The organism is Caulobacter ginsengisoli, from assembly GCF_030814835.1.
GTDB lineage: Bacteria > Pseudomonadota > Alphaproteobacteria > Caulobacterales > Caulobacteraceae > Caulobacter > Caulobacter ginsengisoli.
Genome location: NZ_JAUSVS010000005.1, coordinates 282,059 through 307,107 on the forward strand (window position 1 = coordinate 282,059; position 25,049 = coordinate 307,107).

General features: G+C 68.1%; 28 protein-coding genes. 15 read left to right on the forward strand and 13 right to left on the reverse strand.

What is annotated here, in order from left to right:
• The first annotated feature begins 30 nt into the window (after positions 1-30).
• The 7 genes from QO010_RS14645 (at position 31) to QO010_RS14675 (ending at position 5,538) form a co-directional block, all read left to right on the forward strand.
• Complete coding sequence (locus QO010_RS14645) at positions 31-702, forward strand: DUF6891 domain-containing protein (RefSeq protein WP_307350301.1); 672 nt, start codon at positions 31-33, stop codon at positions 700-702.
• An 11-nt stretch (positions 703-713) separates the two neighbouring features.
• A complete protein-coding gene (locus QO010_RS14650) occupies positions 714-1,904 on the forward strand; it encodes a phosphoglycerate kinase (protein WP_307350303.1) in 1,191 nt (396 codons plus the stop codon).
• Positions 1,901-2,632, forward strand: a complete 732-nt coding sequence (locus QO010_RS14655) for a hypothetical protein (RefSeq protein ID WP_307350305.1) — start codon at positions 1,901-1,903, stop codon at positions 2,630-2,632. Before QO010_RS14650 ends, QO010_RS14655 begins: the two co-directional genes overlap by 4 nt.
• A gap of 64 nt (positions 2,633-2,696) precedes the next feature.
• Positions 2,697-3,002 (forward strand): PadR family transcriptional regulator, encoded by a 306-nt coding sequence (locus QO010_RS14660; RefSeq protein ID WP_307350307.1) that lies wholly within the window; start codon positions 2,697-2,699, stop codon positions 3,000-3,002.
• Positions 2,999-3,559: a hypothetical protein gene (locus QO010_RS14665; RefSeq protein ID WP_307350309.1), complete on the forward strand. Its 561-nt coding sequence runs from the start codon at positions 2,999-3,001 to the stop codon at positions 3,557-3,559. The genes QO010_RS14660 and QO010_RS14665 overlap by 4 nt, the downstream gene beginning before the upstream one ends.
• Before the next feature lie 87 nt (positions 3,560-3,646).
• Entirely contained in the window at positions 3,647-4,732 is a 1,086-nt protein-coding gene (fba, locus tag QO010_RS14670; RefSeq protein WP_307350312.1) for a class II fructose-bisphosphate aldolase, read from the forward strand.
• Positions 4,729-5,538, forward strand: coding sequence for a hypothetical protein (locus QO010_RS14675; RefSeq protein ID WP_307350314.1), 810 nt, complete (start codon positions 4,729-4,731; stop codon positions 5,536-5,538). The genes fba and QO010_RS14675 overlap by 4 nt, the downstream gene beginning before the upstream one ends.
• Before the next feature lie 192 nt (positions 5,539-5,730).
• On the opposite strand, the gene QO010_RS14680 is transcribed toward QO010_RS14675, so the two are convergent.
• From QO010_RS14680 to QO010_RS14695, 4 genes are all read right to left on the reverse strand, one after another.
• The gene (locus QO010_RS14680) at positions 5,731-7,380 is read right to left on the reverse strand and encodes an MFS transporter (RefSeq protein WP_307350316.1); all 1,650 of its coding nucleotides are present in this window, start codon (positions 7,378-7,380) and stop codon (positions 5,731-5,733) included.
• 283 nt (positions 7,381-7,663) lie between these two features.
• On the reverse strand, positions 7,664-8,233 hold the full coding sequence (locus QO010_RS14685; RefSeq protein WP_307350318.1) for a tryptophan-rich sensory protein: 570 nt from the start codon (positions 8,231-8,233) through the stop codon (positions 7,664-7,666).
• A gap of 75 nt (positions 8,234-8,308) precedes the next feature.
• On the reverse strand, positions 8,309-8,791 hold the full coding sequence (bfr, locus tag QO010_RS14690; protein WP_307350321.1) for a bacterioferritin: 483 nt from the start codon (positions 8,789-8,791) through the stop codon (positions 8,309-8,311).
• 67 nt (positions 8,792-8,858) lie between these two features.
• The gene (locus tag QO010_RS14695; RefSeq protein ID WP_307350324.1) at positions 8,859-9,044 is read right to left on the reverse strand and encodes a (2Fe-2S)-binding protein; all 186 of its coding nucleotides are present in this window, start codon (positions 9,042-9,044) and stop codon (positions 8,859-8,861) included.
• A gap of 193 nt (positions 9,045-9,237) precedes the next feature.
• On the opposite strand from QO010_RS14695, the gene QO010_RS14700 reads away from it, so the two are divergent.
• Together QO010_RS14700 and thiE are read left to right on the forward strand one after the other, a co-directional pair.
• Positions 9,238-10,302 carry an alkene reductase gene (locus QO010_RS14700; protein ID WP_307350326.1) on the forward strand — a complete coding sequence of 355 codons (1,065 nt, stop codon included), beginning with the start codon at positions 9,238-9,240 and terminating at the stop codon, positions 10,300-10,302.
• A 202-nt stretch (positions 10,303-10,504) separates the two neighbouring features.
• Positions 10,505-11,131, forward strand: coding sequence for a thiamine phosphate synthase (gene thiE / locus QO010_RS14705; protein ID WP_307350328.1), 627 nt, complete (start codon positions 10,505-10,507; stop codon positions 11,129-11,131).
• Here thiE and QO010_RS14710 read toward each other — a convergent pair.
• From QO010_RS14710 to QO010_RS14720, 3 genes are read right to left on the reverse strand one after another with little or no spacing between them, the layout of a single operon-like run.
• Positions 11,118-12,002 (reverse strand): sigma-70 family RNA polymerase sigma factor, encoded by an 885-nt coding sequence (locus QO010_RS14710; RefSeq protein ID WP_307350330.1) that lies wholly within the window; start codon positions 12,000-12,002, stop codon positions 11,118-11,120. The two genes, thiE and QO010_RS14710, sit on opposite strands and share 14 nt — an antisense overlap.
• Positions 11,999-12,553 carry a hypothetical protein gene (locus tag QO010_RS14715; RefSeq protein WP_307350332.1) on the reverse strand — a complete coding sequence of 185 codons (555 nt, stop codon included), beginning with the start codon at positions 12,551-12,553 and terminating at the stop codon, positions 11,999-12,001. Before QO010_RS14715 ends, QO010_RS14710 begins: the two co-directional genes overlap by 4 nt.
• Position 12,554: 1 nt before the next feature.
• The gene (locus QO010_RS14720) at positions 12,555-12,962 is read right to left on the reverse strand and encodes a hypothetical protein (RefSeq protein ID WP_307350334.1); all 408 of its coding nucleotides are present in this window, start codon (positions 12,960-12,962) and stop codon (positions 12,555-12,557) included.
• Between the two features lie 165 nt (positions 12,963-13,127).
• Between QO010_RS14720 and QO010_RS14725 the strand changes: the two genes are divergently transcribed.
• From QO010_RS14725 to QO010_RS14740, 4 genes are all read left to right on the forward strand, one after another.
• On the forward strand, positions 13,128-13,493 hold the full coding sequence (locus QO010_RS14725) for a hypothetical protein (RefSeq protein WP_307350336.1): 366 nt from the start codon (positions 13,128-13,130) through the stop codon (positions 13,491-13,493).
• 252 nt (positions 13,494-13,745) lie between these two features.
• On the forward strand, positions 13,746-14,315 hold the full coding sequence (efp, locus tag QO010_RS14730) for an elongation factor P (RefSeq protein ID WP_442320008.1): 570 nt from the start codon (positions 13,746-13,748) through the stop codon (positions 14,313-14,315).
• 1 nt (position 14,316) lies between these two features.
• Positions 14,317-15,117 carry an inositol monophosphatase family protein gene (locus tag QO010_RS14735; RefSeq protein WP_307350338.1) on the forward strand — a complete coding sequence of 267 codons (801 nt, stop codon included), beginning with the start codon at positions 14,317-14,319 and terminating at the stop codon, positions 15,115-15,117.
• 238 nt (positions 15,118-15,355) lie between these two features.
• Positions 15,356-16,396, forward strand: a complete 1,041-nt coding sequence (locus QO010_RS14740; RefSeq protein ID WP_307350340.1) for a glycerophosphodiester phosphodiesterase — start codon at positions 15,356-15,358, stop codon at positions 16,394-16,396.
• On the opposite strand, the gene QO010_RS14745 is transcribed toward QO010_RS14740, so the two are convergent.
• The 6 genes from QO010_RS14745 to QO010_RS14770 all read right to left on the reverse strand — a co-directional run bounded on the left by QO010_RS14745 (position 16,393) and on the right by QO010_RS14770 (position 21,760).
• Positions 16,393-17,214 (reverse strand): sterol desaturase family protein, encoded by an 822-nt coding sequence (locus QO010_RS14745; protein WP_307350341.1) that lies wholly within the window; start codon positions 17,212-17,214, stop codon positions 16,393-16,395. The genes QO010_RS14740 and QO010_RS14745 overlap by 4 nt on opposite strands.
• 96 nt (positions 17,215-17,310) lie before the next feature.
• Positions 17,311-17,907, reverse strand: coding sequence for a TetR/AcrR family transcriptional regulator (locus tag QO010_RS14750; RefSeq protein ID WP_307350342.1), 597 nt, complete (start codon positions 17,905-17,907; stop codon positions 17,311-17,313).
• A 73-nt stretch (positions 17,908-17,980) separates the two neighbouring features.
• The gene (locus QO010_RS14755) at positions 17,981-19,018 is read right to left on the reverse strand and encodes a sulfate/molybdate ABC transporter ATP-binding protein (protein ID WP_307350343.1); all 1,038 of its coding nucleotides are present in this window, start codon (positions 19,016-19,018) and stop codon (positions 17,981-17,983) included.
• 7 nt (positions 19,019-19,025) lie between these two features.
• Complete coding sequence (gene cysW, locus QO010_RS14760; protein WP_307350344.1) at positions 19,026-19,871, reverse strand: sulfate ABC transporter permease subunit CysW; 846 nt, start codon at positions 19,869-19,871, stop codon at positions 19,026-19,028.
• Positions 19,871-20,728 (reverse strand): sulfate ABC transporter permease subunit CysT, encoded by an 858-nt coding sequence (cysT, locus tag QO010_RS14765; RefSeq protein WP_307350345.1) that lies wholly within the window; start codon positions 20,726-20,728, stop codon positions 19,871-19,873. Before cysT ends, cysW begins: the two co-directional genes overlap by 1 nt.
• A gap of 3 nt (positions 20,729-20,731) precedes the next feature.
• The gene (locus tag QO010_RS14770; protein ID WP_307350347.1) at positions 20,732-21,760 is read right to left on the reverse strand and encodes a sulfate ABC transporter substrate-binding protein; all 1,029 of its coding nucleotides are present in this window, start codon (positions 21,758-21,760) and stop codon (positions 20,732-20,734) included.
• A gap of 230 nt (positions 21,761-21,990) precedes the next feature.
• Between QO010_RS14770 and QO010_RS14775 the strand changes: the two genes are divergently transcribed.
• Positions 21,991-22,536: an FG-GAP-like repeat-containing protein gene (locus tag QO010_RS14775; protein WP_307350348.1), complete on the forward strand. Its 546-nt coding sequence runs from the start codon at positions 21,991-21,993 to the stop codon at positions 22,534-22,536.
• Positions 22,537-22,548: 12 nt separating this feature from the next.
• The gene (locus QO010_RS14780) at positions 22,549-25,011 is read left to right on the forward strand and encodes an FG-GAP-like repeat-containing protein (protein WP_307350350.1); all 2,463 of its coding nucleotides are present in this window, start codon (positions 22,549-22,551) and stop codon (positions 25,009-25,011) included.
• Positions 25,012-25,049: the final 38 nt, after the last annotated feature.

Below are 25,049 nucleotides of genomic sequence, written 5' to 3' on the forward strand. Positions count from 1 at the left end.
GCTGAGGATCGGACGAAGGCGGACGCGACCATGCTCAAATTCTTGAAGAGTTTGCTGGACAGGCTGAGTGGCTCTCCGTCACCCGCGCCGTTGAACGCGTCGCAAGATGCTGAACCGGACTGGGATACAGCTGCGGAAATGCGGGCGTATATCGAGAGGGCGGTTGCGGGTGGCTTCGAGACTCGCGACGAAATCCTCCAAACCTGCGAGGACATGGCGGAGGACATCCTGGACAGACAGCAGTTCCGCAACGATGCGCAAGGCTACCTCGCAGAGCGTCTGCAGGCTCATCGCGCCGAGCAGGCGACCTGGCCTGAGATAACCGACTGCGATCGGCTTGACGCCGCGTTCGCCGCGCTGGAAGCCAAGGGAATCGTATCGAGGCAGAACTTCTCCTGCTGCGGGACTTGTGGCTCCACGGAAATCTGGGACGAGATCGATGCGGCCCGCGAAGCCGGTCTTCCGGCGCGGGGATATGCGTTCTTTCACATGCAGGACACCGAGTCCGCAGTTGAGGGGTACGGTGTGTACTTGAATTATGGTGGGTGCGACGAAGGGGCGCCGGCCCAAGTCGCAATCGGCCACGAGATCGTCGCCCAACTGAACAGCCAGGGTCTCGAAACAGACTGGGACGGTCGGCTTGAACGCAGGATCGGCGTTTCGCTCGACTGGAAACGACGCCGCTCTGCGCTTCACGACTGAGAATTACATCCATGCCCTTCCGCTCCCTCGAAACCGCCGACCTCGCCGGCAAGCGCGTCCTGGTCCGGGTCGATCTCAACGTGCCGATGGCCGACGGTCAGGTCACCGACGATACCCGTCTGCGGGCGGTGTTGCCGACCATCCGGTTCCTCAGCCTGAAGGGCGCCAAGGTCATCCTGCTGGCCCATTTCGACCGGCCCAAGGGCAAGCGCGTGCCCGAGATGAGCCTGGCCCCCGTCGTCGGGCCGCTGTCGGACCTGCTGGAACAGCCGGTGGTCTTCGCCGAGGACTGCATCGGCAAGCCGGCGTACGACGTCATCGTCGGGCTGCAAGACGGCGGCGTCGCCCTGCTGGAAAACCTGCGCTTCCATCCGGGCGAGGAGAAGAACGACCCCGCCTTCGTCACCGAGCTGGGCGCCATCGGCGACATCTATGTCAACGACGCCTTCAGCGCCGCCCACCGGGCCCATGCCTCGACCGAGGGCATCGCCCGCCTGCTGCCGGCCTATCCGGGCCTGGCCATGCAGCGCGAGCTGGAGGCGTTGGACGCGGCGCTGGGCAAGCCGCAGCGGCCGGTGCTGGGCATCGTCGGCGGCTCGAAGGTCTCGACCAAGCTGGACCTCTTGAACAACCTGGTCGCCAAGCTGGACCGCCTGGCCATCGGCGGCGGCATGGCCAACACCTTCCTGGCCGCCCAGGGCGTCGATGTCGGCGCCTCGCTCTGCGAGCACGAGCTGGGCGAGACCGCCCGCGAGATCATGGCCAGCGCCAAGAAGGCCGGCTGCGAACTGCTGCTACCCATCGACGTGGTCACCGCCACCGAGGTCAAGCCGGGCGTCGCGACCAAGACCACCGACCTCGCCGCCATCGGCAAGGACGACCGCATCCTGGACGCCGGGCCGAAGACCACAGAGCGCCTGCTGGCCGCCATGGACGCCAGCAAGACCCTGATCTGGAACGGCCCGCTGGGCGTGTTCGAGGTCCCGCCGTTCGATGTCGCGACCGTCGCGGCCGCCAAACATGCCGGGGCGCTGGCGCGGGCCGGCAAGATCGTGGCGGTGGCCGGCGGCGGCGATACGGTGGCGGCCCTGAATCACGCCGGCGTGGCGGGGGAAATGACCTTCGTCTCAACGGCTGGCGGCGCGTTCCTGGAATGGATGGAAGGCAAGGCGCTGCCCGGCGTCGAAGCGCTGGAAGCTTGAGCGTTTACGGCCGCCGCGCGATCATCGTCGGCCTCGGCGCCGCCGCTATCGCGGCCAACTGCCCGGCCCCGGCGGAGGCCCAGCCTTTGGACGACCTCAACGCCTCGATGAATGACTGGACCTGGGTCGAGCGTTCTGTGGAAGCGGAAGACCTGGCGCCGCGTTTCGGCTTCTACCTGCACGAGGCCATCTACGTCGGCGATCCGAATGACGAAGACGCCGTCCTAAGCGGCGCGAACGACAAGCCGATCGCGTTGCCGACCTTTGCCCGCAAACGGCCGACCTACCCGACCGCCGCCGAGGCGGAAGGTCATGAGGCGGAACTTGCCGCCTATTATCGCACGGTGCTGGCGATGACCGGCCAGCCCGCCGAAGACCAGGAGCAGAATTTCTGGCTCGATCTTGGTCTGTACAGCGAAGCGACCCAGGTGGAGATTCCCTTCGTCATCTGGACCCGGTTGTCGGACATGGCGCCCTTCTCCCAATGGGTGGTTTCCGGCGACGATGGCTCGACCTTTAACGACCTCGACCAGGGCTGGCAGGTGAAGGGCAAGCGGATCGGCGGGCGCATCCACCTGCAGCACTCAGGGTTCGATCAGGGCGGCGAGTTCGCGAATGTCAGCGTCAGTCGGGTCTCGCTGGCCGATCGCCTGGCGACCGAGGAGGCCCGGATGGCGAAGATCATCGGTCGGCTGCGCGACTTGTTGGGGATCGATCCGTGGTCCTGAGCGCCGGCCTCCAGCCTTGATGCAGGCCGCTTGACTCAAAACTCTATATAGGTAGAGTTTATCCATGCCCGCCGCCCCCCGCCGCCTGTCGCCCCAGACCCTCGAGGTGCTCACCGCCTTGGAAGGCGGGGCGGGCGACTGGCTCTACGGCCTGGAGATCGCCGCCGTCACCGGGCTCAAGTCCGGCAGCCTCTATCCGATTCTGGCGCGCCTTGCCGACCATGGCCTGCTGGAGGACCGCTGGGTCGAGTCCGACAGGCCCGGCCGTCCCCGCCGCCACGCCTATCGCCTGACCGGCGCCGGCCGCGCCGCCCTGCGCGCCGCCCGCCTCGATCCCGCCGCCTTTAAGCTCGGAGCCGCCCCGGCATGACCGACCGCCTCGCCGACACCCTGCTGCGCCTGGCCGCGCGCATCGCCCCGTCCGAGCGTCGGCCCTGGATCGAGGCCGTCCGCGCCGAGGCGGACTTGATCGGGGACCGGTCCGAGGCGCTACGCTGGGCGGCAGGGGGCTTGCTGGCGGCAATGGGCTGGGCGGCCCGCAAGGACCTGGTCTTTCTCGCGGCGTTGGCCTTCATGGGCTACTGCGGCCTTCTGTGGGTCCAGGATATCTATCTTCAGGCAGCCGTCGCGAAGGGAGCGCCTTTCCTCGACGCCGCCGTGGCCAGCCAGATCTGGTGCTATCTTCCGATCTCGGCGCTGTTCGCTGCCTGGCGGCCCGACCGGGCGGTCGTCGTCGGGGCCTTGATGCCGCTCTTTGCGTGGATTGTCTTTGTCCGCAGTCTGCTCATGGGCATCCCCAGCCAGTGGTCCTTCGATCTCTGGTGCCTCTACGAGAGTACAAAATACGTCTTTGTCGGAACGGCGCTCGGAGCCGTCGTCGGGTGGGCGCTGAGGCGCGCAGTCCCAAAGCGTCCGACGACGGATTAGCCATCACACGCCCGTGGCGGGCGGGGGTGACTCCGCCTCCGCCGCCGACTAAAACAGCGCCACAAAATTGCCCGCAAGGAGTCTCCCGTGGCCCGCATCACCCTGCGCCAACTTCTGGACCACGCCGCCGAGCACGACTACGGCCTGCCCGCCTTCAACATCAACAACATGGAGCAGGGCCTGGCCATCATGGAGGCCGCCGACGCCGTCGATGCGCCGGTGATCATCCAGGCCTCCAGAGGGGCCCGCAGCTACGCCAACGACATCATGCTGGCCCGGCTGATCGACGCCCTGGTCGAGATCTATCCGCACATCCCGGTCTGCATGCACCAGGACCACGGCAACGGCCCGGCCACCTGCGCCACCGCCATCCAGTACGGCTTCACCAGCGTGATGATGGACGGCTCCCTGGAAGAGGACGCCAAGACCCCGGCTTCCTACGAATACAATGTCGACGTCACCCGCCGGGTGGTCGAGATGGCCCACAGCTGCGGCGTCTCGGTCGAGGGCGAGCTGGGCGTGCTGGGCAGCCTGGAAACCGGCATGGGCGAGGCCGAGGACGGCCACGGCTTCGAGGGCAAGCTGGACCACTCCTCGCTGCTGACCGACCCGGACCAGGCCGTGGACTTCGTCAAGAAGACCCAGGTCGATGCGCTCGCCATCGCCATGGGCACCAGCCACGGCGCCTACAAGTTCAGCCGCCAGCCCGACGGCAAGGTGCTGGCCATGAACGTCATCGAGGAGATCCACCGGCGCCTCCCCAACACCCACCTGGTGATGCATGGCTCCTCCTCGGTGCCCAAGGACCTGCAGGAGATCATCAACGCCTATGGCGGCGAGATGCCCGAGACCTGGGGCGTGCCGATCGAGGAGATCGTCCACGGCATCAAGAACGGCGTGCGCAAGATCAACATCGACACCGACAACCGCATGGCCATGACCGGCGCCATCCGCAAGGTGCTGTCGATGAAGCCCGGCGAGTTCGACCCCCGCGCCTATCTCAAGCCCGCCAAGGAAGCCATGCGCAGGATCTGCGAGCAGCGCTTCGAACAGTTCGGCGCCGCCGGCTGGGCCGGCAAGATCCGGCCGCTGTCGACGGCCGCCATGGCCAAGCGCTATGCGGCCGGCGAACTGAAGGCCCGTATCGACGCGACCAAGGTCGCCGCCGAGTGAGACGCCTGGCGCTCGCCGCGGCCCTGGGCCTCCTGGCGAGCACAGCGCTGGCGCACGAGACCTGGCTGCGGGCCTCCGCGCCCGCCCAGGTCGGCCAACCTCTGGCCCTGGGCCTGACCAGCGGCGCGGACTTTCCCAAGCCCGATGCCGGCCCCAAGCCCGACCGGATCGATCGCCTGAGCCTGGCCATCGACGGCCAGGTTCAACCCATCGAGGTTACCGGGCCGGGCGGCGGCGAGCTGCGGCTCAGCTTCACGCCGCAACGGGCCGGCCTGGCGGTGGTCGCGGTGTCGCTCAAGCCCCGTCCCATCACGCTGGACCCCGCCGAGGTCCCGGAATACCTCGCCGAGGCCGATCCCGGCCCGGAGGTGATCAGCGCCTGGGCTATGCTGAAGCCCAAGGGCGACTGGCGGGAAGTCTACGTCAAGAACGCCAAGCTGCTGGTCTGCGTGGCGCCTTGCGAGGGCAGCCGCGCCGCCATGGCCCCCTCGGGCCAGGACCTGGAATTCGTCGCCCTGGAACCCGGCCCCTCGCCGCGCCGGCTGAACCTGCTGCAGGGTGGCCAACCGGCAGTCAATCGGACGGTCTGGCTGCACCAGCCCGGCGCAGCGCCCCGCAAGCTGACGACCAGCCCCGGGGGCGAGATCGTCCTGCCGGCCGGCCTGACCGGGGAGGTCATGCTGTCCAGCATCTGGCTGCGCCCGCCGGTGTCGATGATGATGTCAGGGCCAGGCGGGTACAAGCCCGGCGATGAGGGGGTCTTCGCTAGCGACTTCGCCTCCATCGTCTTCCAGGCCGGGTCCTAGGGTCCGTACTCAATACCGCTCATCCCCGCGAAAGCGGGGACCCAGGCTTTTTGCCGTTGAGGGCGATTCTGACAGGTCGGGGCGGCTGTAAGTCCGCTACGAAAAACACCTGGGTCCCCGCTTTCGCGGGGATGAGTGGATTGAAGTAGTGATAAGCTCTTGAATTATCTGGGCCATAATTGAGTCTGGGTCCTAGCCCTCGATCGGATTGCCCTTCATCTCCCTGATGAACAACCAGCCGACTACGGCGGTGATCCCCGCCACCGCGACCGGATACCAGAGCCCGAAATAGATATTCCCCGTCGCCGCCACCAGGGCGAATGCCGTGGTGGGCAGGAAGCCGCCGAACCAGCCGTTGCCGATGTGATAGGGCAGGCTCATCGAGGTGTAGCGGATGCGGGCCGGGAACATCTCGACCAGGGCCGCGGCGATCGGGCCGTAGACCATGGTCACCAGCAGCACGAGCAGAAAGAGGATGCCCAGCAGGCGGGGCTTGTCGACCGCCGCGCTGTCGGCCTTGGCCGGATAGCCCGCGGCCTTGAGCGCCGCGCCGAGGTCCTTGCGCCAGGCGGTCTGTCTGTCGGTGAAGTCCTTCTTGGCCAGGCCCGCGCCCTCGAATGAGGGGAACAGCTTGGCGCCGATCTCGACCTGGGCCAGGGAGCCGGGCAGGGCGTCGCGGTTCTGGTAGGAGACCCCGGCCGAGGCCAGGGCCGCCTTGGCGACATCGCAGCTGGAGGTGAACAGGGTCTTGCCGACCGGGTCGAACTGGAACGAGCAGGTGGCCGGATCGGCGATCACCGCCACCGGGGCCTTGGCGCTGGCCGCCGCCAGGGCGGGATTGGCCGCCACGGTCAGGGCGCTGAACAGCGGGAAGTAGCCGATGGCCGCCAGGGCGCAGCCGGCCAGGATGATCGGCTTGCGGCCGATCTTGTCCGACAGCCAGCCGAAGACCACGAAGAAGGGCGTGGCCAGCAAGAGGGCCAGGGCCACCATGCCGTTGGCCAGGGCGTCGTCGACATGCAGGGTCTTGGTCAGGAAGAACAGCGAGTAGAACTGGCCGCCATACCAGACCACCGCCTGGCCGGCGGTGAGACCCACCAGGGCCAGGATGACCAGCTTGAGGTTGCCGCCCTTGGCGAAGGATTCGCTGAGGGGTTTGCGGCTGGTCTTGCCCTCGTCGATCATCTGCTGGAAGACCGGGCTCTCGTTGAGCCTCAGCCGGATCCATAGCGAGACCATCAGCAGCACGATCGAGACCAGGAAGGGCGCGCGCCAGCCCCAGGCGTTGAAGGCGTCCTCGCCGATCTCCTGGCGGATCAGCAGGATGACGATGAGGCTGAGGAAGAGGCCCAGGGTCGCCGTGGTCTGGATCCAGCTGGTGTAGAGGCCGCGCTTGCCCGGCGGGGCGTGCTCGGCGACATAGGTGGCCGCCCCGCCGTATTCGCCGCCCAGGGCCATGCCCTGGATCAGCCGCATGACGATCAGGGCGATGGGGGCGGCGACGCCGATCTGGCTGTAGTCGGGCAGCAGGCCGACCACGAAGGTCGACAGCCCCATCAGCAGCATGGTGACCAGGAAGGTGTTCTTGCGCCCCCAGCGGTCGCCCAGCCGCCCGAAGACGATGGCGCCCAGCGGCCGGACCGCGAAGCCGGCGGCGAAGGCCAGCAGGGCCAGGATGTAGGCGGTGGTGTCGTTGACGCCGGAGAAGAAGTGCTTGGAGATCACCCCCACGAGCGCGCCGTAGAGGTAGAAGTCGTACCACTCGAAAATGGTCCCCGCCGACGCCCCGGCGATGACCAGTCCATGCCCCGTCCCGCGGGCTTCAGCCCCAGCCTGCGCCATCGTCCCCTCCAAGCTCGCGGCGGGACGGTAAGCGGGCTAAGGCCAGTCGGCAATCGGTGGTTGGCGGAGCGGCTACCTATTCACAACTCTCCCCCTCGCTTGCGAGGGGGAGCGAGGGACACGCCGAAGGCGGCGTCCCACGGAGGGGGAGCCTTGCGGCGGTTCAGCCTTCCGCCGGCGCAGGGTGTTTTCCCGGATACGTGGCCGCTGACCTGTCTCCTCACCCGCTCTTCGCGCTGTCGCGCTCAGAGTCGACCTCTCCTCGGAGAGGAGAGGAGTTGGGTTAGTGCAGCGCCTTCGATGGCGACACACGTCTCCAGAAGTTGTCGTTCATCGCCCCGGCGAGGCCCATCCAGCCGACATAGGGGTTGTGGAAGGGGTTATCGACGCCGCCGACCTTGCTGGCCGAGACGCCGAAGGCCGCCGCCGTGCCCAGCGCCGCCGTGGCGGTGGCCACCCGGCCGCCCAGCCGCTTGGGCCCGAGCGCCATCCACAGCACGTTGAAACCGGTCGCCAGGCTCCACAGGGTCAGCGCCCGGGTGCGGGCCTCGCCGCGCGGGGCGTTCCAGACCTTCAGTCCGGACAGGGTCAGGGCCATGAACAGCGGCGGCCAGGCGATGTTGAACATCGCCCGCTGCGGGCTGGACACCGGCGCCTGCAGTTCGGCGTAGTCGGCCATGGTCTCGGGCATGTCGGCCAGCCGCTTGTGGCGGCGGCTGACGATCTCGGCGGCGGCGACGGCGAACAGGGTCAGGCCCACGCCCATGGCGATATGGCCGGCGACGCCGGCGCGGGGCGTGTCGGGCTCGAAGCCTTCCGGTCCCATGTGGGTCCGGCCGAAACTGGTTTCCATACGCTCACCTCCCGGGCGGTTCCCTGGTGGGAACTCGGCAGACCGGATTTGGTTTCCCCGATACGAACCTTCAAGCTACGAGCCTTCAAGCTCGCCCATGGCCGATTGCAGATAATTCTGCTCGCCCAGCGAGGCGACCAGCGACAGCTGGGTCTCCAGGAAGTCGATATGCTCCTCGGTGTCGACGAGGATTTCTTCCAGCACCTCGCGGGTGACGAAGTCGCGCGCCGCCTCGCACTGGGCGACGCCGTCGACCAGGGTCTTGCGGCCGCCCGACTCGATGGCCAGGTCGGCGGCCAGGCATTCGGGCACCGTCTCGCCGATCTTCAGCTTGCCCAGGTCCTGCAGGTTGGGCAGGCCGTCGAGGAACAGGATGCGCTTGATCAGCTTGTCGGCGTGCTTCATCTCGCCGATCGATTCGTCGTAGGTGATCTGGCCCAGCTTCTGGAAACCCCAGTTCTGGTACATGCGGGCGTGCAGGAAATACTGGTTCACCGCCGTCAGCTCGTTGGTGAGCACCGCGTTCAGCGTCTTGATGATCGCCGGATCGCCCCGCATGGCCGTCTCTCCGTTTCAATTCGCGGCGAAACTGAGCCCGACGGCGACTCGCCGCAAGCGAAGAAACCTACTCCGCCGCGTAGCGCAGGGTTTCCTGGCTCTGCTCGATCATCTCGCGCATTTCGCAGACGCAGCGGGCGCACTGCGGCCGGCAGGCCTTGGCCTTGAAGATCTCGGCGGGCCGGCTGGCGCCGGCCGCGATGGCGGCGCGCACTTCGCGCTCGCGGATGCCGTTACAGTTGCAGACGTACACGGGTGGGGAGCCCCTGGGGTCGGTGAGGCTCTGCACATAGAGGCTTGCGAGCGATGTTGCAACTCATTTGCATGTAGCGCGGCTTTCAGCCACGTCGCTTTCAGCCAGGTCGGGGGCCGCATCAGTTATTCTCGGGATGCGCGGACGGCCGCCGGCCCCTATCTGGTCGTGACCGCCACTCCCGGAGTTACTGATGCCCTCGCTGTTCGACCCCATCCAGATCGGCGCCGTCACGCTGAAGAACCGCATCGTCATGGCCCCGCTGACCCGCGCCCGCTCGGGCGTCGAGCGCGTCCCGGGCCCGATGGTGGCCGAGTATTACGCCCAGCGCGCCGGCGCCGGCCTGATCCTCAGCGAGGCGACCTCGGTGACGCCGCTGGGCGTGGGCTATGCCGACACCCCCGGCATCTGGTCGGACGAGCAGGTCGAGGGCTGGAAGCTGACCACCCGGGCGGTGCATGAGGCCGGCGGGCTGATCTTCCTGCAGCTCTGGCATGTCGGCCGCATCTCCGATCCCAGCTTCCATGACGGCGCCGCCCCGGTCAGCGCCAGCGCCATCGCCGCCAGGGGCGATGTCAGCCTGCTGCGGCCCAAGCGGCCCTATCCGGTCCCCCGCGCCCTGTCGCTGGACGAGATCGCCGGGGTGGTCGAGGCCTATCGCCAGGGCGCCGAGAACGCCAAACGGGCCGGGTTCGACGGGGTCGAGCTGCACGGCGCCAATGGCTACCTGCTCGACCAGTTCCTGCAGGACGGCTCCAACAAGCGCACCGACCAATACGGCGGTCCCATCGAGAACCGCGCCCGGCTGATGCTGGAAGCCGTCGACGCGGCCATCTCGGTGTTCGGCGCCGATCGCGTGGGCCTGCACATCGCCCCGCGCGGCGACTCCCACGACATGGGCGACAGCGACCTGCTGGCGACCTTCAGCTATGTGGCCAAGGCCATGCGCGACCGGGGCCTGGCCTTCCTGATGGCCCGCGAGCGCCAGGGCGACGACAGCATCGGCCCCAGGCTGAAGGCCATCTTCGGCGGCCCCTACATCGTCAACGAGGGCTTCACCGGCGAAACCGGCCAGGCCGCCCTGGACGCGGGCGCCGCCGACGCGGTGGGCTACGGCAAGGACTTCATCTCCAACCCGGATCTGCCGGCCCGCCTCAAGGCCGGCGCGCCGCTGACCCCCTGGAACATGGCGACCTTCTATTCGCCGGGGCCGGAGGGGTATGTGGACTATCCGGCGCTGGAGACGGTGGACGCCTGAGGCTAAAGCCCTTCCCCCGCTGGCGGGGGAAGTGGCCTGAGATGCGCAGCATCGAAGGTCGTTGGGGGTCCTTGCGGCGTCGGCGGATTGCACAGCCGTGGGAAAGGGCCCCCAACGACCCTCCGGCTTCGCCGTCGGCCCACTTCCCCCGCCAGCGGGGGAAGGGCTTGGGCGCTCGGCGCAAACCCACTAAACCCCCGCCATGTCCGACTGCCGCCTCTACCTGATCACCCCGCCCGTCATCGACGACCTGGCCGCTTTCGGCCATGCCCTGGCCGCCGCCCTGGACGCCGGCGATGTCGCGGCCCTGCAGGTCCGGCTGAAGGACGCGCCGGAGACCGTCATCGCCGCCCTGGTCGATCTGGTGACCCCCATCTGCCACGGCCGCGACGTGGCGGTGATCCTCAATGACGATCCGGTTCTGGCCAGGAAGCTGGGCTGCGACGGCGTGCATGTCGGCCAGTCCGACATGTCGCTCAAGGAGGCCCGCAGGGTCATGGGCGAGGGCGCGATGATCGGGGTCACCTGCCATGACAGCCGCCACCTGGCCATGGAGGCCGCCGAGAACGGGGCCGACTATGTGGCCTTCGGGGCCTTCTATCCGACCGCCACCAAGGACGCCCCGACCCGGGCCGAGCCCGAGATCCTGACCATCTGGCAGGAGACCATGCAGGTCCCCTGCGTCGCCATCGGCGGGATCACCGCCGACAATGCCGGAGCGCTGGCCAGGGCGGGGGCGGATTTCGTGGCGGTGTCGGCGGGGGTCTGGGCCTGGCCGGACGGGCCGGCGGCGGCGGTCAAGGCGATCACCGCCGCTATTGCAGGCTGAGCCCCGCCAGCTTGTCGGGATTGCGCACCGTATAGACCGCCGCGATGCGGTCCCCGGCGATCTCCAGGGCCATGGTCTGATGGACCGTCCCGTCCGGATGGACCAGGACGATGCCCGGCATGCCGTTGACCCGCGCCAGGCGGGGCGTGACGCCTTCGGGCGGCGGGAATTTGCGCAGCACCCCTTCGATGAGCCGGATGGCCTTCTCCACCCCGAAGATCGGGTTGAGGTTGGCGCTGACCACGCCGCCGCCGTCGGCGTGCATGACCACGTCCTGGGTCAGGATGGCCTTCAGGCCGTCGGCGTCACCGGTCAGGGCGGCGGTCATGAAGGCCTCGGTCAGGCGGCGCTCGGCTTCCGGGTCGGGCCTGGCGCCCAGACGCCCTTGGGGGCGATCCTGGCGGACATGGGTCCGGGCCCTCGCCGCCAGCTGGCGGCAGGCCGCCTCGCTGCGGTCCAGGGCCGCCGCCACTTCCGAGAACGGCCGGTCGAAGACGTCGTGCAGCAGGAAGGCGGCCCGCTCCAGGGGGCTGAGCCGCTCCAGGGTCAGCAGGAAGGCCACCGACAGCTCAGCGTCCAGGTCGGTCTCATCCGGCGCCAGGGCCTCAGCATCCAGCACCGGCTCGGGCAGCCATTCGCCGACATAGACCTCGCGCCGGGCCCGCGCCGCCTTCAGCCGGTCCAGGCAGAGGCGGGTGACGACGCGGTTGAGGAAGGCGCCCGGCTCGCGGACGGTCTGGGCCTCGACCTTGCGCCAGCGCAGCCAGGCGTCCTGCACCACATCCTCGGCCTCGGCGCGCGAGCCCAGCATGCGATAGGCCAGGCCCGTCATCGCCCCGCGCCGCGCCTCGAAGACCGTGTCCGCTGTCATGCCGCCAGCTGGCCTCCGGTCACCACCAGGTCCTCGTCCGCCACCCGCACCTTGGAACAGGCCTTGCCGTGCCCCAGGGCGTATTTGACGGTCGGATAGACCCGCGCCGCGGCCATGGAAAGCGCCAGCGCCGCCAGCCCCTTCTCGCCCCAGCGGCGGACCACCTCGTCGCGCAGCGGATCGGCAGCTTCCAGGTCGCGGGCCAGCGAGGCCAGGGCGAAGCGGCGGGCCAGGCTGGCGTCTGGCCCCATGGCCGCCTCGTCGCCCGTGAGGATGCCCTTGAGGATGCGGCTGGGCAGGCCGGCCTCTTCGGCGATCTTGACGCCGATCTGGGTGCAGGGCCCGCAGTCCTCGGCCATGGTTCCGATCAGCCCGGCGGCGGCGATGGCGGCCGGCGGCGCGCCCTTGCGGTAGCTGCTGAGTTTCTGCACCGCCGAGAAGGCCTGGAAGGCGGCCGGGTCGGCGTCGATCAGCTGGCGCATGTAGCTGACATCGTAGTCGTAGCGTTTCTCGAACCGCCCGATGGCGGCCTTCAGGATGGCTCTCAGCATTTCAGGCTTCCTTTCGCTTCAAGCCGCGCCAGACGATGAGGCTGGCGATGATGGCCGGCAGGAAGACGCCGGCGAAATCGCGCGCCAGGTCCTGGACGGGACGGCCGCCGCATCCGGGGGCGAAGGGCGTGATCAGGTGGATCATGGCGTGCAGATCCAGGAACACCGCCGCCACGAAGACCGCCCCCACCTGCTTGCGGTCCAGCGCCCACCAGCCCAGCCCGCCGGCGCAGGCCAGATTGGCCGCCCCGATGTCGCGGATGAAGTGGCCGTTGAACGGCCCGGTCTGGATTACCCCCGGCACGGCGGGGTACCAGGCGGCGGGGGCCAGCATCATCACCGCCCCGTTCAGCCCCAGGACCACGGGCAATATCCACTTCCACCAGCTGCGCCAATTCTGACGTTGCATGACGCCTCCCATTCCAGTTGCACCGACATGACGAGGCCGGTGGCCGTTTGTGACATGACCCCTCGCTTGCGGCCGCTTTTTCGCGGGCGTAACGTCCGCGCACGACAACTGATTTTGGGGTGGGCGATGCGAGTCGTGGTCCTGAGTCTGGCGTGCCTATTGTCGATGGCCGGCGCTGCGGCGGCGGAAAACTGGCAGCCCTCTCCCGGCGAGACCGGGATTTACTACGACAAGGATTATCTCAAGGTCGACAAGGACACCGGCCTGGTCGTCGGCCGCATGGCCGAGGGCAAGCCGCGCGGGGCCGGCTACAAGGACTGGCCCCCCAGCAAGGGGCCGATCATGCTCTATGCGCTGGACTGCGACGCCGACAAGTTCATGGCCGTGGGCCTGGACATGACCGGGGCCGGCGGCCTGGAGAAGAATTGGCGCAAGGAGGAGAAGATCGAAGACATCTCCGGCGGCGCCGGCCATTGGGGCAAGGAGGCCTGCAAGGACAAGGCGACGTTGCCGGTGGTGGCGCTGCCGTAGAGGCTCCTCACCCGCTCTTCGCGCCTTCGCGCTCAGAGTCGACCTCTCCTCAGAGAGGAGAGGAGGCGCGAACATCCGGAAACGCGCCTCTCCTCCTCGCCTGCGAGGAGGAGCGACAGGCACGCGGCGAAGCCGCGGCGCCTGACGGAGGAGGAGCCTCCCACCGTTCCACAGCCTTCCACGCCGCAAGGTTGCCTTGAAGCCCCCCCGCCTGTAGGTTCCGCGCCCTTTCCCCACCCCCTTCAGGCGCTGATGAAGATCAACGGCAACACCATCAAGCCGGGCATGGTGCTCTCGCACGACGGGGGCCTGTGGGTCTGCGTCAAGTCCGAGGCGGTCAAGCCCGGCAAGGGCGGGGCCTTCGCCCAGTGCGAGCTGAAGAACCTGGTCGACGGCCGCAAGCTCAACGAGCGCTTCCGCTCGGACGACAAGGTCGAGCAGATCTTCCTGGACCGCAAGGAACAGACCTTCCTCTACGCCGAGGGCGAGGAACTGGTGTTCATGGACATCGAGACCTACGAACAGACCAGCCTTTCCCGCGACTTCGTCGGCGAGGACCAGGTCCGCTTCCTGCAGGACGGCATGCAGGTCCAGCTGCAGTTCCACGAGGAACGCCCCATAGGCATCACCCTGCCCGACTATGTGATCCTGACCATCGTCGAGGCCGACGCCACGGTGAAGGGCCAGACCGCCGCCTCGTCCTACAAGCCCGCCAAGGCCGACAACGGCATGCGGATCCTCATCCCGCCCTATATGGAGGCCGGCGAGCGCGTCCTGGTCTCGACCGAGACGGGCGAATACATGCGCCGCGCGGATACCTGACGTGACCACACCCTCCGCCCTTCTGAACGTGATGATCGACGCCGCCCGCAAGGCGGCCAAAGGCCTGGTGCGCGACTTCGGCGAGCTTTCCGAACTGCAGGTCTCCCGCAAGGGTTCGGCCAGCGACTTCGTCACCGCCGCCGACCTCAAGGCCGAGCAGACCCTGTTCGAACTCCTGAACAAGGCCCGCCCCGGCTACAGCTTCCTGGCGGAGGAGCGCGGGCTGATCGAGGGCACCGACAAGACCCACCGCTGGATCGTCGACCCGCTGGACGGCACCACCAACTTCATCCACGCCATTCCGCATTTCGCCATCAACATCGCCCTGGAGCGCGAGGGGACGGTCGTTGCGGCCGTGACCTTCAACCCGGTCGCCAACGAGCTGTTCTGGGCCGAGAAGGGCAAGGGCGCCTTCCTCAACAACGAAAAGCGCCTGCGGGTCGCCGCCCGCACCCGGCTGGACGACGCGGTCCTGGCCACCGGCATCCCCTTCCTGGGCAAGCCCGGCCATGCGCCGTTCCTCAAGGAGCTGCACCAGATCAGCCAGCGGGTCGCCGGCGTCCGCCGCTTCGGCGCCGCCGCCCTCGACATGGCCTGGGTCGCCGCCGGCCGCTTCGATGGCTTCTGGGAGCGGGGCCTGAACCCCTGGGACCTGGCGGCGGGCATGCTGCTGGTGACCGAGGCAGGCGGCAAGGTGACCAACCTCGAGGGCGAGGACGACGTGCTGGGGACCGGCACGGTCCTGGCCGCCAATCTCGAGATGCATCCGCTGGTGCTGGAGAAGCTGAAGGCTGCGGGGTAGGCCCACCTCAAATCCTCACCCGGAGGGGGAGGGGGACCGCGCCGAAGGCGTGGTGGAGGGGGTTGAAGCTACAATCACGCCTGCCTGCAAATCCGCGGCTGATCGGCTGCGCTCTATCCTGACGCCTGGATGTAGCGTCAGACCCCCTCCACCATGCTCCGCATGGTCCCCCTCCCCCTCCGGGGGAGGATTCGCGTAGAGCTTGACCCCGCCATCGAGCCAGGGCGCTAATCCCGCCATGACCCTGACCCGCCGGGCGCTCGCCGCCGTCACCCTGAGCGCCGCCATGGCCCCGACCGCCTTCGCCGCCCAGACCAAGCCCATCGTCATCGGCCATCGCGGCTGCAGCGGCGAGCGGCCCGAGCACACGCCGATGGCCTATCGCCGGGCCATCGAGCAGGGGGCCGACTATATCGAGCCGGACCTGGTGGCGACCAAGGACGGCCATCTGGTCGCCCGCCACGAGAACGAGATCGGCGGCACGACCGACGTCGCCGGCCACGCCGAGTTCGCCGGCCGCAAGACCACCAAGGTCATCGACGGCGAGTCGATCGAGGGCTGGTTCACCGAGGACTTCACCCTCGCCGAACTGAAGACCCTGCGCTGCCGAGAACGCCTGCCCCAGCTGCGGCCGGAAAATGCGAAATTCGACGGCCAGGAGGCGATCTGCACCTTCGAGGAGGTGGTCGCCATCGCCCGGGCCGCCGGCCGGCCGGTCGGGGTCTATCCCGAGATGAAGCACCCGACCCACTTCGCCAAGGTCGGGCTGCCGCTGGAGGACCGGCTGGCCGGCAAGCTCAAGGCCCTGGACCTCAATTCGAAGTCGGCCCTGGTCTTCGTGCAGTGTTTCGAGGTCGGCGCCCTGAAGACCATCCGCCAGAAGACCAAGGCCCGGCTGATCCAGCTCATCGACGCCGAGGGCGGTCCGGCCGACCTGCCGGACCTCAAATACTGGGAGATGCTGATCCCGGACGGCCTGAAAGGCATCGCCGCCTATGCCGACGGCATCGGGCCCAACCGCTCGCTGGTCGTCCCCGACGACGGCGAGGCCTTGATGGATCCGACCACACTGGTTGCCCGCGCTCACGCGGCGGGTCTGGCGGTCCACCCCTGGACGGTGCGGGCCGAGAACTACTTCCTGCCCAGGACCCTGCGGAGGGGCGATGACCTGCGGGCCCATGGCGACGTGGCGGCGGTCTATCGGGCGCTGTTCGACGCCGGTGTGGACGGGTTGTTCAGCGATTTTCCGGGACTGGCCGTCGCGGCGCGGGGCGCCTAGGGGCGCGCCGAAGGAAGCGGCGCGGCGACCTCACCGCTTCTGTCCCTGAACGGCAGCGCCAGCAGGCCAAGCGTGGTCTGCTGGTCCGCGCCGTCCAGGCCGTCCAGGCCATAGACGATGTCGCGGCCGTGGCTCGACGGGGTGAATGTCCCAAACAGCCGATCCCAGATCGAGAAGATGTTGGTGTAGTTTCGGTCGGTGTGCCGCCGGTCCCTGGCGTGGTGGATCTTGTGCATGTTGGGGCTGGAGAAGACGAGCGTGATCGTCGTGTCCAGCCACTGCGGCAGCCTGAGATTGGCGTGCTCGAACAGGCCGTGCAGCGCCGACCAGATGCGATAGATCATGAAGCCGGCCGGCGAGGCGCCGAAGGCAAAGGCGAAAACGGCCAGGAAGACATAGCGGATGACGCTCTCGCCGGGGTGTTGGCGAATGGTCGTGGTCACATCGACCATCGGGTCGGAGTGATGGACCGCATGGAACCGCCACAGGGCCGCAAATCGGTGCATGGTCACGTGGGTCACGTACCAGGCAAGGTCCAGGGCCAGCACCGCCCCGGCCAGCTCCACAACGGGTGGCCAGCCCGTCAGATTGAACAGCCCCCAGCCCTTCGATTGCAGCCAGACCAGGCCCAGCAGCAGCGGGATGTTGAACACCAGGTTGGTGGCGAAGGTCAGGAAGGTCAGGGCCAGGTTCGGCAGAAGATGGCGCCGGCTCCATCCCCCCCGGGCCTGGAGCGGGATCAGCACTTCAATCCCCGACAACAGGATCATCGCCGCCAGCAGCAGCGCCAGGCTCGATAGGTTCGCGGACAGGTTCACCGGCAGGCCTCCAGGCGCATCCCGGCAGGTTCCCGCCTGCCCGGCAGTTCACATAATCGTATTACGTAATTGAATTATGTGAATGCGACCGGCGAGTCAAGGCGATCGCAGGGCCGCGAATAGCCTCCGGACGGTTTCGCGCGCCTCGAGAGCCGTGCCGGCCTGGTCTTCCGCCCTGGCTATGGCCCCGGCGGCCTCGATGAGGGCGCCGAGCATGATCGAGGCCAGCACGTCGGCCGAGCCTTGCCGAATGATCTTCCTGGCGATCAGGGCTTCGAGCGCGCTCCGCATCACCCCGAACCCGTACCGGAGTTCGATTTCGCGCCAGGCCGCGGGACCGATGACGGTCGGCGCGTCGCGGAACACGATCCGCTGCACGTCGGGACGCGCGCAGATTTCCAGCATGGCCTCGACCCCGGCCATCAGCTGTTCCCAGGGATCGGAATGCGTGGCCGCCGCCTGGCCCAGCCCCGTCAGGATGTCGGCCTCGACCGCCTCGGCGACCGCCAGGAACAGGCCTTTCTTGTCGCCGAAATGGTGGTAGACGGCGCCCGTCGTGACCCGGGCCGCGGCGACGATCTCGGCCAGCCCCGCGTCGGCGAATCCTCTCGCCGCGAAGACTGTCCTGGCCTGGCGGATGATCAACGCCCGGGTTGCCTCGGCGTGGGCGTCCCGCCTGCCTGCGCCTGCCATCGACACGCTTTCATGATGTTGCGTAATTCGATTACGCCAGACGCCGGGACCGGCGCAAGCCGGCGGCCGCCCTCTAGCCCGCAAACACCCGGAACCGCTTGGGCGCCAGCTTGACCTTGGCCCCAACCTTCACATGCGCCGGCAGCTCGCGTCCCGACCACTCGACGTCGAACAGCCGGCCGTTGCAGCGGCACTCGACCTTCACCGCCGCGCCGCGCGCCGCCACCGTGGCGACGACGCAGGCCAGGCCCTCGCCGTCCTCGGGGTTCACGTCCACCTCGTGGGGGCGGAAGAAGGCAGTGACCGGGCCGTCGGCGCAGGCCTCCTCCAGCGGGAAGCTGCAGCCCTCGGCCAGCAGGCGGCCGGCCTTGACCTCGCCCTTGATCTGGTTGGCCGCGCCCAGGAAGTCGAACACGAACGGCGTCGCCGGCTGCTCATAGACCTCCTGCGGGGCGCCCAGCTGCTCGATCTGGCCGGCGCTGAGGATGGCCACGCGGTCGGCCAGGTCCAGGGCCTCTTCCTGGTCGTGGGTGACGAAGATGGTGGTCACCCCGGTCTCGTCATGCACCCGCCGCAGCCAGTGGCGCAGCTCGCGCCGCACCTTGGCGTCCAGGGCCCCGAACGGCTCGTCGAGCAGCAGGATGCGCGGCTCGATGGCCAGGGCCCGGGCCAGGGCGACCCGCTGCTGCTGGCCGCCGGAAAGCTGGGCGGGATAGCGGCCGCCCAGGTCCTCGAGCTGGATCAGCCGCAGCAGTTCGGCGACCCGGGTCTTGATGGCCTCGCGGGTCGGGCGCTCCTTGCGGGGGCGAACCTTGAGGCCAAAGGCGATGTTCTCGGCCACGGTCATGTGGCGGAAGAGGGCGTAGTGCTGGAACACCATCCCGGCCTTGCGGGCCCGGGGCGAGAGGGCCAGGAAGTCCTCGTCGTTGAAGCGCACCGAACCGGCGTCCGGCCGGGCCAGGCCGGCCAGGATGCGCAGCAGCGTCGTCTTGCCCGAGCCCGAGGGGCCCAGCAGGGCCAGGAACTCGCCGTCGCGGACCTCCAGCGACACCCCGCGCAGGGCGGGCGTCGAGCCGAATTCCTTGGTGATGTCGGTCAGAGTAAGCGGCATGTGGTCCCTAGTGGCGGCGTGAGGCCGAAAGCTCGCCGGCGTAGCGCCATTCGAGTGCAGTCTTGAGGATTAGGGTGACCAGCGCCAGTCCCGCCAGCACCGAGGCGGCGGCGAAGGCGCCGACGAAATCGTAGTCGTTGTAGAGAATCTCGACATGCAGCGGCAGGGTGTCGGTCAGGCCGCGGATATGGCCGGACACCACCGACACCGCCCCGAACTCGCCCATCGCCCGGGCGTTGCACAGCAGCACCCCATAGAGCAGGCCCCATTTGATGTTGGGGAGGGTGATTTTCAGGAAGGTGGTGAAGCCGCCGGCCCCCAGGGTGATGGCCGCCGACTCCTCGTCGCTGCCCTGCTCCTGCATCAGCGGGATCAGCTCGCGGGCCACGAAGGGGAAGGTGACGAAGACCGTCGCCAGCACCAGGCCGGGCAGGGCGAAGATGATCTTCAGGCCCGAGTCCTGCAGCATGGGCCCGAACCAGCCGTTGGCCCCGAACAGCAGCACCCAGACCAGGCCCGAGATCACCGGCGACACTGAGAAGGGCAGGTCGATCAGGGTGGTCAGCAGGCTCTTGCCGGCGAAGTTGAACTTGGCGATGGCCCAGGCGGCAGCCACCCCGAACACCGCGTTCAGCGGCACCGAGATGCCGGAGACCAGCAGGGTCAGCTTGATGGCCGCCCAGGCGTCGGGCTCCTTGAAGCTGTCCAGATAGGTCTGGACCCCCTTGGCGAAGGCCTCGGTGAACACCACGATCAGCGGGAAGACGATCAGGACGCCCATATAGCCCAGCGCCAGGAACAGCAGGATCAGCCCGGCGCTCGAGCCCGAGCGGGTCTTGAGAAGGGCGGCCATCAGCGCACCTTGCCCCGGCTGGAGAGCCACAGCTGGATCAGGTTGAAGACCAGCAGCACCCCGAACGACAGGCCCAGCATGGCCAGGCCCACCGTGGCGGCGCCGGCATAGTCATACTGTTCCAGCTTGATGACGATCAGCAGGGGCGAGATCTCCGAGACCATCGGCATGTTGCCGGCGATGAAGATCACCGAGCCGTATTCACCGACGGCGCGGGCGAACGCCAGGCCCGTGCCGGTGATCAGGGCCGGGGCGATGGCCGGCAGGATGATGCGCACCGCCCGCTGGATGGCGTTGGCCCCCAGGGTCTCGGCCGCCTCCTCGACGTCGCGGCGCATGTCCTGCATGACCGGCTGCAGGGTGCGGACCACGAAGGGCAGGCCGACGAAGGCCAGGGCGATGACCACGCCCAGCGGGCTGTAGGCGGTCTTGATCCCGACCCTGGCGAACAGCTCGCCCAGGGGGCCGTGGGGGCCGTAGATGGTGGTCAGTGCGATGCCGGCCACGGCGGTCGGCAGGGCGAAGGGCAGGTCGACCAGGGCGTCGACGATCTTCCGGCCCGGGAAATCCTGGCGCACCAGCACCCAGGTGACGATCAGCCCCATCACCGCATTGATCCCCGCCGCCAGGGCCGCCGCCCCGAAGCTGAGGCGCAGCGAGGCCAGCACGCGCGGCTCGCTCAGGGTCTTGAGAATGCCGTGGACGCCGTGCTCCCAGGGCCGCAGCGCCAGGGCCGTCAGCGGGATCAGCACGATGACGCTGAGATAGAAGATGGTGAATCCCAGCGACAGCCCGAACCCGGGCAGCACCCCGGGGTCGCGCCAGAACAGGCGGCGGCGGGCAGTCAGTGCGGCCATCCGTCAGCCGGGCTTGTAGAGGTTGTCGAACAGCCCGCCGTCGGCGAAATGCCGGGCCTGGGCCGCCTTCCAGCCGCCGAAGTCGGCGATGGTCTTCATCGCCAGTTTCGGGAAGCGGTCGGCGTATTTGGCCAGAACCGTCGCATCGGTCGGCCGGTAGTACTGCCCGGCGATCAGCTCCTGGGCGCCGGGGGTGTAGAGGGTCTTGAGATACGCCTCGGCGACCGCCTGCGTGCCGTGCCGCTCGACGATCTTGTCGACCACGGCGACCGGCGGCTCGGCCAGGACCGAGAGGCTGGGCAGCACGACTTCCAGCTTGTCGGCGCCCAGTTCGTCGATGGCCAGATAGGCCTCGTTCTCCCAGGCCAGCAGCACATCGCCCAGGCCGTTCTTGACGAAGGTGTTGGTCGCCCCGCGCGCGCCGCTGTCCAGCACCGGCACATGCTTGAAGAGGTCGGTGACATAGGCCTGGGCGGCCGCCTCCGAGCCGCCGCTCTTGAGACCATAGGCCCAGGCGGCCAGGTAGTTCCAGCGCGCGCCGCCGGAGGTCTTGGGGTTGGGGGTGATAACCTGGACGCCCGGCTTCACCAGGTCGCCCCAGTCCTTGATCGCCTTGGGGTTCCCCTTGCGGACCAGGAAGACGATGGTCGAGGTGTAGGGGCAGCTGTTGTTGGGCAGGCGCCCCTGCCAGTCGGCGGCGATCAGCCCCTTGGCCGCGATGATGTCGATATCGGCCGCCAGGGCCAGGGTGACGACGTCGGCCTCCAGCCCGTCGATCACCGCCCGGGCCTGCTTGCCCGAGCCGCCGTGCGACTGGTTGACGGTCAGCGCGCCCCTGCCCTGGGCCGCCCAGTCCTTGGCGAAAAAGGCGTCGTAGGCCTTGTAGAGCTCGCGGGTCGGATCGTAGCTGACATTGAGCAGGGTCTTGGCGCCCGCCCCGGCCGGCGCCTTGGGCGAACAGGCGGCCAGCGCCGCCGTCCCGAACCCGCCCACGAGGAGCGCCCGGCGGTCCATTCCGTTGATCAAGCTCATCTTGGCCGGCTCCCGTCCCGATCGTCGGCGTGTGGGGCTTAACGTCTAACCGCTATATCCTATGTGTCTAGTAGAGATTATCTGAGGAGGCGCGCAGTTCCCCTCAGCCCCTCCTAACGCGCGAGCGCGGCGTATGGTTCTGTCCAGCTTCCGAACCCCGGTTTCGCGGAACAGGGATCGCCAAAGCCCACCGCCTGGTTCATTATTTTTGGCTGTTGGGGGGAAAACACATGCCCGTGCAATTCACTGAAGGCAGCCTCGGCGGCGCCCCGGCGCCCTCGACCGGCCTGCGCCAGCTCGTCGGCGACTTCGACAACGACGGCGACATCGACTTCTTCGGCCAGCTGGTCGGTTCCGACGCCTATGTCTTCTACCGCAACAACGGCAGCGGCGTCTTCACGGCGATCGCCCAGGCCTCGTCCCCCTTCGCCGGCATCACCTTCCCGGGCAACGTCAGCGACACCTGGCGGGTCGGCGATTTCGATGGCGATGGCGATGACGATGTCTGGGTCATCCAGGCCAACTCGACGGGCCTCTTCTACCGCCAGGCCGCCGGCGTCTTCACCAGCGTTTCCAGCGCCGCCTTCCCGAGCGACCACACGGGGAGCTCCCGGTTCCTGACGGCCGACTTCAACGGCGATGGGGCGGTCGACATCCTCTATCAGACCGGCGGCACGGGTTCGGCCTTCAGCTATTCGGCCAGCAATGGCTCGGGCGGTTTCACCAACGTCGCCCAGGCCAGTTCTCCGTTCGCCGGCCTGACCCTGCCCGACTAGATATCGGCCCACATGTACCGGGCCGGCGATTTCGACGGCGATGGCGATGTCGACATCTGGGTCAGCCGTTCCCTGGTCGGCGGCAGCGGCAACTTCTACTTCCGCAACGACGGCGCCAGTTTCACCTCGGTCAGCGCCTCGACCTTCCCGATCCTGGAGTTTCCCATCCGGGCGGTAAACGGCGACTTCGACGGCGACGGCGATGACGACATTCTCTATCAGGTCAGCGGCAACGGCTCGCTGTTCCGCTATGCGCGGTCCAACGGCGACGGAACCTTTACCGACTTCGCCCAGTCCGCCTCACCCTTCGCCGGGCTGACCCTGCAGGACTTCGGATCCCTCAACTACCGGGTCTTCGACTTCAACGGCGACGGCCGGCTCGATCTGTGGACCGTCGCCAGTTCGACCGCCCATATCTACTATGGCGCCGGCGCCCCGCCGACCCTGGTCAGCGCCACCCCGGCCGACAACGCCACCGGCGTCTCCACCACCGCCGACATCGTCCTGACCTTCGACCAGACGGTCGCCAAGGGAACCGGCAACATCTACATCGTCCGCACCAGCGACGACACGGTGGTCGAGACCATCGACGTGACCAGCGGCCTGGTCAGCGGCGCGGCCGCCGCCTGGACAATCAACCCCTCCATCACCCTGACGGCCGGGACGGCCTATGCGGTGCGGATGGATTCGACGGTGTTTGTCGACACCACCGGCGGGGCCTTCGACGGCATCCACGACAACACCACCCTGAACTTCACCACCGCCGCGGCCGGGGCGGTGGCCAACGACGATACCGCCAGCGTCAATGAGAATGCGGTGCTGTCCACGACGGTCGCTGGCAATGACACCGGCTTCACGACGGTCACCGCGGTCAATGGCAACGCCGCCAGCGTCGGGACCCAGATCACCCTGCCCAGCGGCGCCCTGCTGACGCTGAACGCCAACGGCGCCTACAGCTACGATCCCAACCACATCTACGACTATCTGGGCGGGCCGGCTTCGGGGGCGACCAATCTCAGCACCACCGACACCTTCAGCTACACGGTGAATGGCGGCGATACGGCGACGGTCACGGTAACCATCAACGGTATCGACTCCAGCGGAGACGTGCTGGCCGGCGACGGCGGCGCCAACACCATCACCGGCGGCTCCGGCGACGACATCGTCAATGCCGGCGGCGGCAGCGATAGCCTGACCGGCGGCTCCGGCAAGGACATCCTCTACGGCGACGCCGGTGATGATATCATCGACGCCGGGTCGGAAGGCGACTGGCTGGACGGAGGCCTCGGCGCCGACACCATGTCCGGCGGCACGGGCGATGACACCTATGTCGTCGACGACCCGAACGACGTCACCACCGAAGGCGCGGGCGCGGGCAACGACGTTGTCCGCTCCACCATCAACTGGACCCTTGGCTCGAACATCGAACGGCTGATCCTGGACGGCACGGCCGACATCAACGGCACGGGCAACAGCCTGGCCAACACCATGGTCGGCAACAGCGGCGCCAATATCCTGGACGGTGGCGACGGCGAGGACATCATCAAGGGTGGGGCCGGCGACGACACCCTGCTGGGCGGCAACGGCGCCGACATGCTCTACGGCGGCGACGGGACCGACGACCTGGACGGCCAGGGCGACAACGACCGGCTCGACGGCGGGATCGGCGACGACATCCTGTTCGGCGGCTCGGGCAACGACATCCTGGACGGGGGCGCCGACAACGACACCCTCAACGGCGGTATCGGGGCCGATCAGCTCAACGGCGGAATCGGGACCGACATCCTGAGCGGCGGCGACGGCAACGACGTCATGGACGGGGGAACTGGGGCGGACGCCATGACCGGCGGGCTGGGCGACGACACCTTCTATGTCGACAACGCCGGCGACACGACGGTCGAAGCCGGCGGCGAAGGTTCGGACGTCGTCCGGGCCTCGATTACCTGGACCCTGGCGGCCAACACCGAGATCCTGATCCAGGAGGGCTCGGCCAGCATCGATGGGACCGGTAACGGCCTGGCCAACGCGCTGAACGGCAACGGCGGGGCCAACGTCCTCGACGGCGGCGGCGGCGACGACGTGCTCAAGGGCTTCAATGGCAACGACACGCTGATCGGCGGAACCGGGGCCGATATCCTGGTCGGCGGGGCGGGGACCGACACCTTCAAGGTGCGCCAGGAGTCGGTGATCCAGAGTCATCTCGGCGGGACGGTAGAGGTCGACACGGTCAACGACCTGATCCTGGCGCAGGGGGACAGGCTGGATCTGTCAGCCATCGACGCCGACAGCTCCACTGGGACGGACGACGCCTTTCATCTGGTCGGCGGCTTCACCCACCATGCCGGCGAGATGACGCTGAGCTTTGCGGGCGGGATCACCCTTCTTTCGCTCGACGTCGATGGCGACGGCTCGGCCGACTACCGCATGAAGATCAGCGGCGATGTCCACCTCGATAGCGGCGGCTGGGTCCTGTAGCGAAAGACAATCGCTAAAGCCGTCGCCGCTTGGCGGCC